The sequence below is a fragment of the Spirulina subsalsa PCC 9445 genome (genome assembly GCF_000314005.1).
Lineage (GTDB): Bacteria > Cyanobacteriota > Cyanobacteriia > Cyanobacteriales > Spirulinaceae > Spirulina_A > Spirulina_A subsalsa.
On sequence record NZ_JH980292.1, the window covers coordinates 1,826,318 to 1,839,081 of the forward strand.

14 protein-coding genes are annotated in these 12,764 nt (G+C 48.0%); 9 read left to right on the top strand and 5 right to left on the bottom strand.

The features are described 5' to 3' along the window. Positions 1-63: 63 nt before the first annotated feature. From SPI9445_RS29855 to cbiB, 5 genes are all read left to right on the top strand, one after another. Entirely contained in the window at positions 64-1,284 is a 1,221-nt protein-coding gene (locus SPI9445_RS29855; RefSeq protein WP_017304308.1) for a hypothetical protein, read from the top strand. 16 nt (positions 1,285-1,300) lie between these two features. After that, the gene (locus SPI9445_RS0108495; protein WP_017304309.1) at positions 1,301-2,227 is read left to right on the top strand and encodes an alpha/beta fold hydrolase; all 927 of its coding nucleotides are present in this window, start codon (positions 1,301-1,303) and stop codon (positions 2,225-2,227) included. 58 nt (positions 2,228-2,285) lie between these two features. Beyond that, positions 2,286-2,486 carry a photosystem II assembly protein Psb35 gene (psb35, locus tag SPI9445_RS0108500; protein WP_017304310.1) on the top strand — a complete coding sequence of 67 codons (201 nt, stop codon included), beginning with the start codon at positions 2,286-2,288 and terminating at the stop codon, positions 2,484-2,486. Between the two features lie 244 nt (positions 2,487-2,730). Then, positions 2,731-3,204, top strand: coding sequence for a tetratricopeptide repeat protein (locus tag SPI9445_RS0108505; protein ID WP_026079628.1), 474 nt, complete (start codon positions 2,731-2,733; stop codon positions 3,202-3,204). Further along, the gene (gene cbiB / locus SPI9445_RS0108510) at positions 3,186-4,172 is read left to right on the top strand and encodes an adenosylcobinamide-phosphate synthase CbiB (protein WP_017304312.1); all 987 of its coding nucleotides are present in this window, start codon (positions 3,186-3,188) and stop codon (positions 4,170-4,172) included. The genes SPI9445_RS0108505 and cbiB overlap by 19 nt, the downstream gene beginning before the upstream one ends. Positions 4,173-4,236: 64 nt before the next feature. Here cbiB and SPI9445_RS0108515 read toward each other — a convergent pair whose 3' ends face one another. Further along, a complete protein-coding gene (locus tag SPI9445_RS0108515) occupies positions 4,237-5,625 on the bottom strand; it encodes a sensor histidine kinase (protein ID WP_026079629.1) in 1,389 nt (462 codons plus the stop codon). Positions 5,626-5,642: 17 nt separating this feature from the next. After that, on the bottom strand, positions 5,643-6,047 hold the full coding sequence (locus tag SPI9445_RS0108520; RefSeq protein WP_017304314.1) for an NIL domain-containing protein: 405 nt from the start codon (positions 6,045-6,047) through the stop codon (positions 5,643-5,645). 182 nt (positions 6,048-6,229) lie between these two features. On the opposite strand from SPI9445_RS0108520, the gene SPI9445_RS0108525 reads away from it, so the two are divergent. Continuing rightward, a complete protein-coding gene (locus tag SPI9445_RS0108525; protein WP_017304315.1) occupies positions 6,230-6,802 on the top strand; it encodes a thioredoxin family protein in 573 nt (190 codons plus the stop codon). A gap of 35 nt (positions 6,803-6,837) precedes the next feature. Further along, the gene (locus tag SPI9445_RS0108530) at positions 6,838-8,394 is read left to right on the top strand and encodes a CPBP family intramembrane glutamic endopeptidase (protein WP_017304316.1); all 1,557 of its coding nucleotides are present in this window, start codon (positions 6,838-6,840) and stop codon (positions 8,392-8,394) included. 281 nt (positions 8,395-8,675) lie between these two features. On the opposite strand, the gene SPI9445_RS0108540 is transcribed toward SPI9445_RS0108530, so the two are convergent. Both SPI9445_RS0108540 and SPI9445_RS0108545 read right to left on the bottom strand, forming a co-directional pair. Continuing rightward, a complete protein-coding gene (locus tag SPI9445_RS0108540; protein WP_017304318.1) occupies positions 8,676-9,590 on the bottom strand; it encodes an alpha/beta fold hydrolase in 915 nt (304 codons plus the stop codon). A 149-nt stretch (positions 9,591-9,739) separates the two neighbouring features. After that, positions 9,740-10,693, bottom strand: a complete 954-nt coding sequence (locus tag SPI9445_RS0108545; RefSeq protein WP_017304319.1) for a LysR family transcriptional regulator — start codon at positions 10,691-10,693, stop codon at positions 9,740-9,742. A gap of 791 nt (positions 10,694-11,484) precedes the next feature. Here SPI9445_RS0108545 and SPI9445_RS0108550 point away from each other — a divergent pair. Together SPI9445_RS0108550 and SPI9445_RS0108555 are read left to right on the top strand one after the other, a co-directional pair. Then, positions 11,485-12,126 (top strand): TenA family protein, encoded by a 642-nt coding sequence (locus tag SPI9445_RS0108550; protein WP_017304320.1) that lies wholly within the window; start codon positions 11,485-11,487, stop codon positions 12,124-12,126. Next, positions 12,113-12,532 (top strand): ExbD/TolR family protein, encoded by a 420-nt coding sequence (locus SPI9445_RS0108555; protein WP_017304321.1) that lies wholly within the window; start codon positions 12,113-12,115, stop codon positions 12,530-12,532. Before SPI9445_RS0108550 ends, SPI9445_RS0108555 begins: the two co-directional genes overlap by 14 nt. 57 nt (positions 12,533-12,589) lie before the next feature. Here the strand turns inward: SPI9445_RS0108555 and SPI9445_RS28365 are convergent, their stop codons facing one another. Continuing rightward, the gene (locus tag SPI9445_RS28365) at positions 12,590-12,763 is read right to left on the bottom strand and encodes a DUF4278 domain-containing protein (protein ID WP_017304322.1); all 174 of its coding nucleotides are present in this window, start codon (positions 12,761-12,763) and stop codon (positions 12,590-12,592) included. Position 12,764 lies beyond the last annotated feature (1 nt).

The following is a 12,764-nucleotide window of genomic DNA, read 5'->3' on the forward strand; positions in this document are numbered from 1 at the left end:
GCCCGTTCTTCGGCTATCCTGTAACTGTTCTTAGTGTTGCTTGTGTTACAGAGGAAACGATTTATGTCTGAGGATGTGAGCTATAATAATCGCCCAAGACAACCCTTTCCTGAAACGGCCCCCCTTCAGCCGTGGTCGATTGAACAGGATGCAGAGGCCCTGATGGACGACCTCTTTGAGGATGTAGACCGTCTCCTTGATGGAGGCGCTAAACTCCCCACTAAGACGGTTAAATCAGATTATGTTGCCTTAGAGTCCGTCGTTGTCCCCTCCTTAACTTTACCAGCGGGCAACAGTCCTCAGTCCTCCTTAGCCGAAAACCCCACGACCAACACCTCAGCCACCCAACTCCAGTCTACTGAATCTAAGTCCCTTCAAGCTAGAGGCAAAAAACGCCAAAAAGGTGCTAAGGCAGACCCCACAGCCACCGGGAAAGGCCCGAAGTGGGCGACAAGCCTCAAAAGCATCTCATGGCTCGAACACGCCGATAAAATTTTATTCGGGGTAGCCTGTGTTTCCTTTGTGGGGGTTGTCGCGTGGCTAGTCAACGAAGGAAAGTTAGAATGGCCTCCCGCCTTTTTACAGGGGGGGCGTTCTCGCTCTCAGTACGTCTGGGTGCCGATGTCTGGGGAAGATGCCCAGTTTGTGCGCTATATGCAGCGATCGCTTGAAGTCATCGAAACCAAAGCCAGATCCGCCCCCCCAGAGGGCAGCAGTACCTCCCCCGTAGCCAGTGGATTACCCGCCATCCCCGGTCAATCCCCCCAAGTCGTAGAACGGGTGTACATCCCCATCTACCCCCCCAATCCTTCCGTGAGTAGCCTCTTGCCCCCCTCCCCGGCCCCTTCCCCTGCCCCTCAAGCCAGTCCTAGCCCCAGTCCCAGTCCTAGTCCTAGTCCCAGTCCTAGCCCTCCGGCCGCCCAATCCCCGCCCCCCTCTCCCTCCCCAGCCGCCGCACTGCCCGAATCCCCCCGCGCTGGTGTCAGTCGTTCCGAATTGCCCAACGTGCCGGAAGAACCGGAAGTTGCGGCCTCCCCTGATGCCCCCCAAGCCAGTCCTAGCCCCACTCAAACCGCTTTAGGGGACACCCATAAACTGGTGGGAATTTTGGAATCTGGCGATCGCACCGCCGCCCTCTTCCGCATTGGTCGCAGCACCCAGCGTATTACCATCGGCGAAACCATTGGGGAGAGTGGTTGGACTTTAGTTGATGCTAACGGTCAAAATGCCATTATTCGCCGGGATGGGGAAGTGCGTTCTATCTTTGTCGGGCAAAGTTTTTAGATACCCAGAATTCCTTATGCCAAGCAACTGGTGGGAAACCAGCTTTCCCCAAGGACAACAAACCCTGATCATCCCCGATGCCACCGGACGAGAGGTTAAAATCGCCTACGGCGAAAAAGGCAGCGGGCAGCCCCTAGTATTGGTGCATGGAATCGGCAGTTGGAGTTATAGCTGGCGACATCTGATTGACCCCCTCGCCCAATCATTCCGGGTGATTTGTGTTGATCTTAAAGGGAATGGCTTCTCGGACAAACCCCAACAAATCGAACCCATCGGTCATGAAATTATCGAATTACAACGGGTGATTACCGCCTTATGTGATCAACCTGTCATTCTCATCGCCCAATCCTTGGGGGCCTTAATTAGCTTAGGGTTGGTGGAAGAGTATCCCCAGTTATGCGAGAAAATGGTCTTGATCAACGTGCCGATTTTCTTAGATGCCCTGCCCAGTTGGTGGATGCCTGCGATCGCCCGTTTGCCCTTCTCCCTCATCCAATGGTTTGATCAAGCCCGTCTCAGTAAACCCCTCGCCCCCCTGATTCGGGAAATCACCCGTTTTTCCCGACGGGAATTAGTCACGGATTCCAGTTTAATCACCCTCGAAGATGTCTACTGGATTACTTACCCCTATATTGAGTTTCCCGGTGCGATCGCCCAATATGGCCAAGCCCTCCAACAAGCTTGTCGAGAAATCGAGTCCCTCGTGCAACAAAAACCCAATACCATCGGCAACATTCAAGCCAAACTCCCCCAAATCACCCAGCCCACCCTCCTCCTCTGGGGCGATCAAGATCATTGGTTTCCCCTACCCCAAGGAAAAACCCTCCAGCAAGCCCTCCCCAACGCCCAACTCCAAATCCTCCCCAACTGCGGCCACGATGCCGCCGCCAGTTGCCCCCAGCCCATCCTAGAAGCTCTTAGCCCCTTTCTACCCCTCCCCTGATCCCCCCAAATTCTGGTAGGATCGCCACTAATAAGCATCAACACTTGACAAGCCAAATATGCACACACCCTTAGACATCCTCGCCGCCGCCAACGCCCTCCCCTTCTCCTTCACCACCGTTTATGTCGTCGGTTTTATTGCCGCCGTCGTCTTCGGATCCCTCGCCTGGTACAACTCCAAACGTCCCCCCGGCTGGGAAGACAAAGAGCGCCCCGACTTTATCCCTGACCTCAAACAAGACGACAAAAAAGACGAGTAAATCCCCGATAAACCTCTAACATCAACCGTCTAAATTGTTAGTTGGTCAAGAAAACAGGCTCTATCAACCATCAATTATCAATTTTCGCCATCCTATTTAGGGCGTGCTGAATAACTCTGCTCCGGGTGGGGAACAGGGGGAGCGGGAGAGACGGGGAATTAAGACTTATTCCCTATTCCCTATCACCTATTCCCTATTCCCTATTCCCTATTCCCCGTTCCCTGTTCCCTATTTCCGAAAATCTATGAAAGACTTTGATATTCAAACCCTACAACTTCTTGCCCAACTCAAAGATCCAGATGAGGGTATTCGCGAACAAGCCACCGCAGACTTTTGGAACTTGTGGTTAAACCAAAAAGGAGAATTAGGCTTAGAATACCTAAAACGCGCTCAAGCTTTATTAGATAATGGAGAATTCACCAAAGCTGAACAAATTTTGACTAAAACCATTCAAAACTACCCTGATTTTGCCGAAGCTTGGAACCGCCGCGCCGTTTTATATTACACCCAATCTCGTTATTTAAAATCACAAAAAGATTGTCAAAAAGTCGTAGAACTCAACCCCATTCACTTTGGCGCATGGCATGGTTTAGGCTTATGTTATGCCGCCGTCGGTAAATATAAGCCTGCCATTCACGCCTTCCGTAAAGCCTTAGAAATTCAACCCTATGCAACCATTAACCAGAAACTCATTCTAGAATGTACCATGCGGTTATAGAAAAGGCATTCATTCTAGTCTGCGCCGCTGCCTTTTGGGATTATTTAATCGGAGATCCTTGGAGTTTTCCTCACCCCGTACAATTGATGGGTTGGATCATTAAACAACTCAGCCAAATCATTCTTAAACAATTTAATTCAAAAACGGCTCGTAAACTTGCCGGAGTTTTCTTAGGACTCATCCTGATTATAGGCACAGGGTTTTTAACTTGGCTAGGGCTTTATTTTATCGAAAAAATTAACCCCATTTTAGCCGCTTTATTACAAATTATTTTACTGGCGAGTTGTTTTGCAGGTCGAAGTTTACGACGGGCGGCTGAAGAAGTTTTAACGCCTTTATCCCGGGGAGATATAGAACTAGCGCGAGCCAAATTAGGGTTATATGTAGGGCGAGATACTGCCCAATTATCTGCACCAGAAATATTGCGCGCTGTCTTAGAAACTATCGCAGAAAACGCTACGGATGGAGTCACAGCCCCTTTATTTTATGCCCTCCTTGGTATCTTTATCCCTACGGTTGGCACTGTTCCCTTTTGCATGGCCTATAAAGCGGCTAGCACCCTTGATTCTATGATTGGTTATTTACGCGAACCTTACAGAGATTTAGGCTGGTTTAGCGCTCAATTAGAAGATCGTTTAACTTGGTTGCCTTGTCGTTTAACGGTACTAACAATTGCTTTATTTTCGACTCGTCCTTGTTATATATTAACAATCTGTCGTCGTGATGCAATACAAGATCCTAGCCCTAATTCTGGGTGGAGTGAATGCGTTTATGCGGCAACATTAGGCGTGCAGTTAGGAGGGATTAATTCTTATCAAGGAGAAGTGAAAGAAAAACCGTTATTAGGAGAGGCAATTAAACCCATTACACCGGAGATTATTCACCAAGCTTTAGGGTTAATGCGTTGGTGTTTTTTGGGCTGGTTAATTGCGGTGGGGGGGATGATTTGGATGTTAACTCTGAGCTAGTTTAAATAGGACTTGCTGAATCAGTCCAAGAGTTGGGAATTCTTGGGTCACAGTGCCTTTTATTTTACCCTTCACAAAGGGGAAGTAATATTTCAAATTCTGTGCCGAATCCTAACTGAGATTTAACTAAAAACTGTCCCCCATGTTTGGCGGTTATAATCTGATAACTCACTGCCCAACTGGTTTCTACATCTGCTCTATTTTTAAGGAAAAAAGAATCGATAAATTGTTTATATTCCCTCGGATTCATCCCGGCACCATTATCAATAATCCTAATGGAGACAAAACGCATTTCTAAGGTGGATTTCGTGGTGGCATTCTGAGAAATAACCTGAGTAATAATAGTAATTTGGGCGGGATCATGGTTAGGGATGGGATGATCAAATTCTTGGGCAATTTCTTGAGTAACGGCTTGTTCTAATAATGAGTTAATCGCTTGGGTAAAAATATTAATAAAAACCTGACTGAGTTTGCCTACATAACACACAACTGGGGGTAATTGTCCATAGTTTTTAACAATTTTTATTTCGCGACTAATTCGACTTTTCAGGAGTAATAAAATCCCATCTAGGCAGCTATGAATATCGGCAGGTTTGGGGTAAACTTCATCAACATGACAAAAGTTTTGGAGGCTACTGGCTAAGACTTTCAGGCGTTGTGCTCCCGTGGTAATACTGTTAACAATACGGGATAAATCTTGTTTGATATAGTCAAGTTCGATATCGTTTTGTAGGTCTTGAATACAGTGGGGGGGATTCGGTAAAACCTCCTCATAGGCTTGCAACAGTTCCATGAGTTGTTCACTGTAGCGGGAAATATAGGTGAGGTTGCCCCAAATAAAGCCTACGGGATCTAAAATTTCGTGGGCGACTCCATCAACTAAGCGGCCTAAGCTGGCCATTTTTTCACTTTGAATCATTTGGGCTTGGCTGCGTTCGTAACGGATTTGGGTTTCAATGCCGCGAATTTGCCAAGCAACTAAACTCAGTTGTCCAAAGTCTAAAATCTGGTAGGTTTGGGGGTCTAATTGGACGATAATTGGTTCTGTGATGAGGGTGGGCGATCGCCTTAAGGCTTGACGATTCCCTTCTAAAATGTGTGTATCCCCCTTCAGAACAAGGGTTTCGCTGCGTTGGTAGTGATGTAAAATAGCGAGAGGACGGGGTAAAAATAACTCTGGGCCTTGGGGCAATAATAAATATTCTAGGAGTTGTCGTCGGGAGATCATGCCGACAAATTGGGGGGGTTTATTGTGGCTAGTCTCGACTAAGATGGCCCCCGGTAACTGGGGATACTGCTCAAAAATGGCGGCTAATTCCGTTCCCGTTTGTTCCGTAGAGACAACACAGGAAAATAGGGATAATTGGGCGATGGTGGACTCTAAACTAAGGTCGTGGAGGGTTGAACTGAAGTAAGAGACAGGGGAAGAATTGAGGGAATGCTGCATAGACATGGGAAAAACCCGATTCCTCAAAAATTAGTGGAAATGGCCTGCACAGGACAAGCCGGAATACATTGCTCGCAGACTACACAGCGCGATCGCGTAAAGTTGAGTTTGTAAGTCTCTGGATCTAAGATTAAGGCTTGAGTGGGGCAAACTCCAGTACATAGACCACAATCGACACAACTCTCCTCATCAATCAGGATTTCTCGACTGGCGAGGGAAACGGTGATATCTTGCGATCGCATCCATTCTATGGCGGCATCCATTTCATCAATATCCCCCAACAATTCCACGACTAACTTTCCCACTTGATTGGGTGCGACTTGAGCGCGAATAATATTAGTCGCCACATTAAAATCTTTGGCTAGTCGATAGGTGACAGGCATTTGCACCGCCCGTCTGGGGAAAGTAAGAGTGACTCGCTTTTTCATAGGTCAAGTGTAATCGCAACACCCCATCTTGAGATTCAGACCGAGGATTGAAGGGACATTACTAATATGCTACCGCACAGAACAAGCCAGACCGCGTTTTATCCGGTTGGGGAATCGTCGTCCTCCTAGGGCGGCGAGGATGTCACAATAGACCCAGAGCCATTTTATCGCCCAGTGATTCGATGACAAATCCTACAACCAATCCCACAGAACCCAATCCTAAACCCTATCAACGGCTACGCAATCTTGTTTTAGCCCTGGTAGCGGTGTTATTGAGTGCTACCCTCGTTTGGGGCCTGCAAACTGAAACGGGGGTATCTTCCCTTGAAACCCAGGCCGCCCAAGCCACCCCCCTAGAAGTCGCCTTACACAACGGCAAACCCACACTGATGGAATTTTATGCCAATTGGTGTACCAGTTGTCAGGCGATGGCGAAAGATTTAGGGGAAGTCAAGGCCGACTATGAGAACCAGGTCAACTTTGTGATGTTGAATGTAGACAATACTAAATGGTTGCCCGAGGTGTTGCGCTATCGAGTGGATGGGATTCCCCATTTTGTCTATTTTAACGCTCAGGGAGAGGCGATCGCCCAAACCATCGGAGAACAGCCCAAACCCATTCTCCAAGCCGATCTAGAGGCTCTCATTGCCCAGCAAACTCTCCCCTACGCCAACCAAAGCGGGAAAGTGTCCGCCTTTCAAGCCAAGGTAAAACCCCAAAGCGGCGAAGATCCCCGTAGTCATGGCGGGTCTTAATCTGGGATAATCGACCAGATGTTTTCCAAGCCGCTATGACCCCAAAACGCATTATTTTAATTCTCCTCACTGGCCTAGCTGTGGCGAAACTCCTCTTTTCCCTGCTATTCAGTGTCAACCAACCCCAAGTTCAAAGCCGTTTGCAACTCTATCAAACCAATTTGATCTTACAGGCGGCAGAATTACAAGTTGAAGGGGAGTCTGACCCACTCCCCTTACAATATCTGTTAGGAGAAAACCCCTACAGCCAGGCGCAAGAGCAATATGAACAGGCATCAGGGGAAATCCACCGCAATTTCGAGCAACTCGAAAGTCAACTAAAAACCCTGTTAGAAACGGACTCTGGGGCTGGAGATCCTCAGCTACTGGTCACAGATAATCCCTCCACCGATGCTCAACCCCGTTTACAAAACGCCCTGGGAGAAATGACCCGATTACAGGCAGAAATTGGCTTAAATAAGGGCATTTTACAGGCGAAACAAGAGCAAGTTAAGGCCGCCCAAGACACTTGGGAAGAAGTCATGCTGATCCATCCCGGTAGTCATTGGGAAGCAACGGCACGGGTTTTAATGGGTTTATGGTCAGCGGCTCCCTTAATTGCTCCCGATGGGGAAAGTTTGATTCAAAGCCACCTACAGGGCTGGTTTCGGGATGAGAGCTTAAGTCAATTGTACCAAGTGCAAGGAAATAGTAGTGCTTTGGCTGCCTTGGTTACTCAACGACAACAAGCGGCAGAGCAAGCCTTGTTACGATTAATCCTGATTGGGGGGATTCCCTTCTTGGGTGGCATTTTGGGGGTAGTGATTTTGGTGGGATTGATCCTTGGGTTGATCTTACACAAAGAGCGATCGCTGCTCGCCGGAACACAAAACGCCCTTTGGGAGACACCGTGGGATGGAGAAATCATCTGGCAAGTCTTAATTGTGGGATTTTTCTTTATTAGTCAGATTCTCTTGCCCGAGTTTCTCCCCCTGATTGTCCAAGGGATTGGTTTAGATCCCCTCAGTTTCGACTTACGGGGCAAAGCCTTCTATGTGTTGACCAGTTATGTTCTGATGATGGTGGGAGGATTAGGGGTTCTTTATCTCTCCCTCAAACCCTTTTTCCCCTTACCCGACGGCTGGTTTAAGGTGAAATGGCTCAGTAATTGGCCTCTGTGGGGTGTGGGGGGGTATTTTGCGGCCATTCCCTTGGTGGTGGTCATTTCCTTGGTGAATCAACAAATTTGGCAAGGACAGGGGGGCAGTAATCCCATTATTTCCCTCGCCCTCCAATCTCAAGATACCCTCGCCCTGCTGATCTTTTTCTCCACCGCTTCCCTCGCGGCGCCCTTGTTTGAAGAAATCATCTTTCGCGGCTTTTTCCTCCCCTCCCTAACGCGCTATATTCCGGTGTGGGGAGCCATTACCTTGAGTAGTTTAGTCTTTGCCATTGCTCACCTAAATATCTCCGAAGTGCTACCTCTGACCGTGTTGGGGATGGTGTTGGGGTTTGTCTATGTGCGATCGCGCAATCTCCTGGCCTCCATCTGTCTCCATAGTCTTTGGAATAGTGGCACTTTGCTGAGTTTATTCTTACTTGGAAATAGTTAACCCCATGATCGAGTCATAGAAACCAGAAAACTCGGGATGAAGCTCTCCCACCTGGCGTAGCCGAGGTGGGAGTGTCCTAGGCTAATCTTGAACTATCGAGAGTCCAGAGAGCACACAGACAAGCCCAGCTTCGGGGCAACCGTCCAGAACATTGGCTGGAACAGCCCTCAGTGTCCTTTTGCCATCCTCAAGCAGTACATTGAGAACCCAGGCTATGATGACTAAACCCCGCCGCTCCTTAACCCCCACTTCGAGGTGGGGGAATGCGTCGCTAATTTTGTTCAAAATTCGCTAATTTTGTTCAAAATTTCTTCGGCAACGGTTTGAGGCTGTTCTAAATGGGGAACATGACCACATTGATCAATCCAAACTAATTGATTATGGGGCAGTTTTTGAGCAAAAATGGACGCGTCTTTTGTGCCTAAGATTTTATCATTTTTTCCCCAAATAATTAGGGTTTGTTGTTGAATTTGGGGCAAAAACTTGACAAAAGAACCATAACCCCCACTCTTGGTAAAGGAGATTAAGGCCTCACTCCAACGGGGACAGGCTAAATGTAAGGCGGCGCAGAGGTTCGCATCGGGGGTGACAAAACGAGGGTCATAATAGGCTTTACGGCTGATGCTTTCTCGGACTTTGGGGCTGCGCAAAAAGTCTGTCGCCCAACGATCTAAGGGGGGGAAAAGAAATTTACCCATGATGGGGCGTTTGGCGAGGCCTGCACTATCGAGGAGAATTAATTTTTCCACCGCTTGGGGGTAAGTGAGGGCAAAATCAAGGGCGGCGGCTCCCCCCATGGATGCCCCTCCTAGGATCATGGGGCGCTGAATGCAGGTTTTCCAGAAGTGGTACAGGTGGATTTTCAAGGCTTCGGTGTCGATGGGGAGTTCTGGGGGGCGATCGCAAAATCCAAAGCCCAAAAGATCCACAGTCCAGGTTTCTTGCTGGGGGGCAAGATAAGGCAGGAGGCGACGAAATTCCAACAGCGAACTATCAAACCCCTGTAGGAGGAGGAGGGGGGTGTTCGAGTGACCTTGTTGGGTGTAACAGGTGCCAATGGGCGCGTCACACAAGGGGGTTTTTAGGGCGATGCGCTGGATTTGTTGCGCCATCTCAATGGAAGTCTCTTCTGTGAGTTGAATGACTTCTGGGGGCAAAAAACTAGGGAAGGGGGAAAGGGAAGCAGGTGATCGCATTAGGTTTCAATTCATAAGGTCACTTCGTGACGCTGCGTGTTCGCACAGCGTTGCGTAGCAAAGGATGCCGAACATCAGACAGTCCCGATTAATGTAGCGGACTCATTATACTATCTAAGAGTATTGGTCTTCCCCTTCCCGCTTGAGGTTCATTCTGCCAGTAGGGGAACAGATTCCCTAGACTCGGGAGAGATCAATAACATCTGTTTGACTAAATGACAAAAATGCTGGATGGGGGGAATCTCAAGGCGATCGCGAGTCGTCACTAAAACCACTTGACGAGTCAGGGGAGGACAAGTCACTAAAACGGAAGAATTCCCAAGAGAACGCACCGCTAAGGAGGGATCTTTCCTTGATTCGAGTAAAGCGGACTGGGGCAATAAAGCAATCATTTTTCCTTGTCGCACTACCCCCCGAAACGCATCAAGGGTATTTAATTCCATTGCCGCTTGTAGGGTCGCTCCTAATTTATTAAAGCGCTCTTGGACTAAGCGCTGCATCCCATAGCCATCTTTAAACACGACTTGAGGATAATGGACTAATTCCGACCAAGGCACCTCATTATAGGATGCGAGGGGGTGTCCAGCCGCCATTAACACTTCTACCGGTTCCTCATAGAGGGAATCCACAATCATCTCGGGGGATGTGGTTAATAGAGGATTGTTCATCACAATCGCCACATCTACTAAACTATCCCGCAGAACTTTAATCGCGCGATCGCTCCCTAATGCCGTCACCCGTAACTGCACTTGGGGATACTGCTGACAAAACTCTAATAAAACTGGAGGCAAATGATAAGAACAAACCGAATGAATCGCCGCCACACAAAGTTCTGGCTGTTTCCCCTCCCGCAACTCCGTTAAGTCCCTTAGCGCATTTTCCCATTCCTGACAGATGCGTTTCGCTCGGGGAAATAACTGCTCCCCCGCTAAAGTTAACTTCGTTTGACTCGTTCGGTGTAACAGTGCTAAACCTAACTCTGACTCTAAAGCCTGAATTTGTCGGCTGATGGTGGACTGAGTAATCCCACAGAGTCGGGCCGCTTGTCCAAAACTTCCCTGCTGTGCCACCGCTAAAAATGCCTGCAACTGCTCGATGCGCATACTATAGGTGATTCGGCATAGTAAACCCGGCAAATCCCGTTAGAATCTGCCCGGTAATTCTAGAATACTCGATTCTGTTCGGGAGAATCGTTCTTTATGAACAATTACTAAATCCCCTCAATTCATGTCTGATCCTTGAGTCAATACTAACCCAAAGGTTAAAAAAATGGGTTATTTTTGACTTTGCTACCACAGTAGATTATAATGCAGTTAAGTATCAATTGCCGTCAAAAGGCTTCTGTAAATTGAGATAACCTCAGCTTTCTCGTCATAACTTTTAGCCTGATGTCTGTTGCCATAATTGGTGCTGTGATAAGTACCTTTATGGGTTGGGTAGTTGGTTTGGTTTTGTGTAGATTGCCTAGCCTGATATTGCAGATTAATACTGCAAATTAACGAAATGCTATCTAAAGCCGTTTCGTGAAGTGCAATCATAAGCGGATTGAGTTGATTTAGTGCAGAATTAAGCTGGCACTAGATCCGGTTGGGTTCGCGCTGACTGGAGGAGTGATAGCCCATCACAAAAACTCCGATGATCTCTACTCACAGAGATAGTTGCTTGCTGTTTTTTTAATCTAGTCTCCTGAATGAATTATGTTTGAACGAATGATCCTCGCTATAATGACGACCTTACTCCTATATATCTTTGTCCAAGCTCATCCCAACTATACGAGCGACTCCCAATCTCACTCCCGAAACGAGTATTTCCCAAACAAACAAATGATGTTTTGGGGCAGTTAAACCCTTAAAATTAAAATCAGCGCATTTTAACCGATCTGATTAACAACCCTATGGGCTTAAGTCAACAACTCTGGCAACTCAATTGTTATTATCAACAAGCTTGTTTGAATCATCCCTTTGTGCAGGGAATTTATGAAGGAATCCTACCCCCAGAAAAATTTGCCTTTTATGTGGGGCAAGATGCCTTTTTCTTAGAAGCCTTTGCCCGCGCTTATAGTATTGCCGCCGCCAAAGCCCCGGATCAAGAGGGCTTCACCCAACTTTATCATCTGGCCGGGGGAGTGTTGGAGGAGTTAAAACTCCATCAACAGTATGCCAGCCAGTGGGGGGTTAATTTAACCAATATTCGCCCCAGTCCGGCCACTCGCCAGTATACAGACTTTTTGTTAGCCACCGCTTGGGGAAACACCGTCGGCCTGACCACGGTAGCCATGACCCCTTGTATGCGTCTATATGCTTATATTGGGCAACAACTCGCCCAAGGGGGCATTCCCGATCATCAGTATGGGGAATGGGTGCGCACCTATAGCAGTCCAGAATTTGAGGATTTAGCCCAAACTTTGGAAGGTTTAGTCAACCGTTACGCACCAGACACCCCAGAAACCCAAGGGACTTATGAATATGCCTTAATTTGTGAAGAACGCTTTTTTCAAGCTGCTTTTGAGTGGAATTCTCCTGATGCGTCTGCCTGAAGAACCGGAACGTCCTTTTACGATTAATTTGATCCCGATGATTGATGTCATTTTCGGGATTTTGGCCTTTTTCGTCTTGGCCTCCCTGTCTCTCACTCGCTGGGATAGTTTCCCGGTGAACTTACCCGGTGCGACAACGGGGACTCAGACAGGGGAGGAGGTGATCTCGTTAACCATTGCGGCCGATGGTAAAATGGCGCTCAATGGTCAAGGGGTGACGTTAGGGGAACTTCAGGCAACGGTTGCCGCGCTGGGGGGGGAAAGGGTGGTGTTAATTCAAGGGGATGAGTTTGTGCCTCATGGTTTTGTGGTGCGGGTGATGGACGAGTTGCGACAGGTGCCGGGGGTGCGTTTGGCGATCGCCGTTCAACCGGAAAATGGAGGCCAAAAACAATCCCAGCCTTGAGACTGAGATTGAGAAGTGCCTTAATTAAGTCAATGGTTTAATTTCAGAGGGTGATGGTTAGTAAGTCACTCCACGATATTTTCGCAATCCTAAATAGGAAGAGGGGGGCATTTGTACGGGGCGATGCAGATAGTAGCGATTCCCTAAGAAGCTGGCGACAGTATCAGTTGTAACTGTTTCAATGATTTTACCTTGGGATGGATAATGATTGCCGAGGAAGGATAAGTGCATG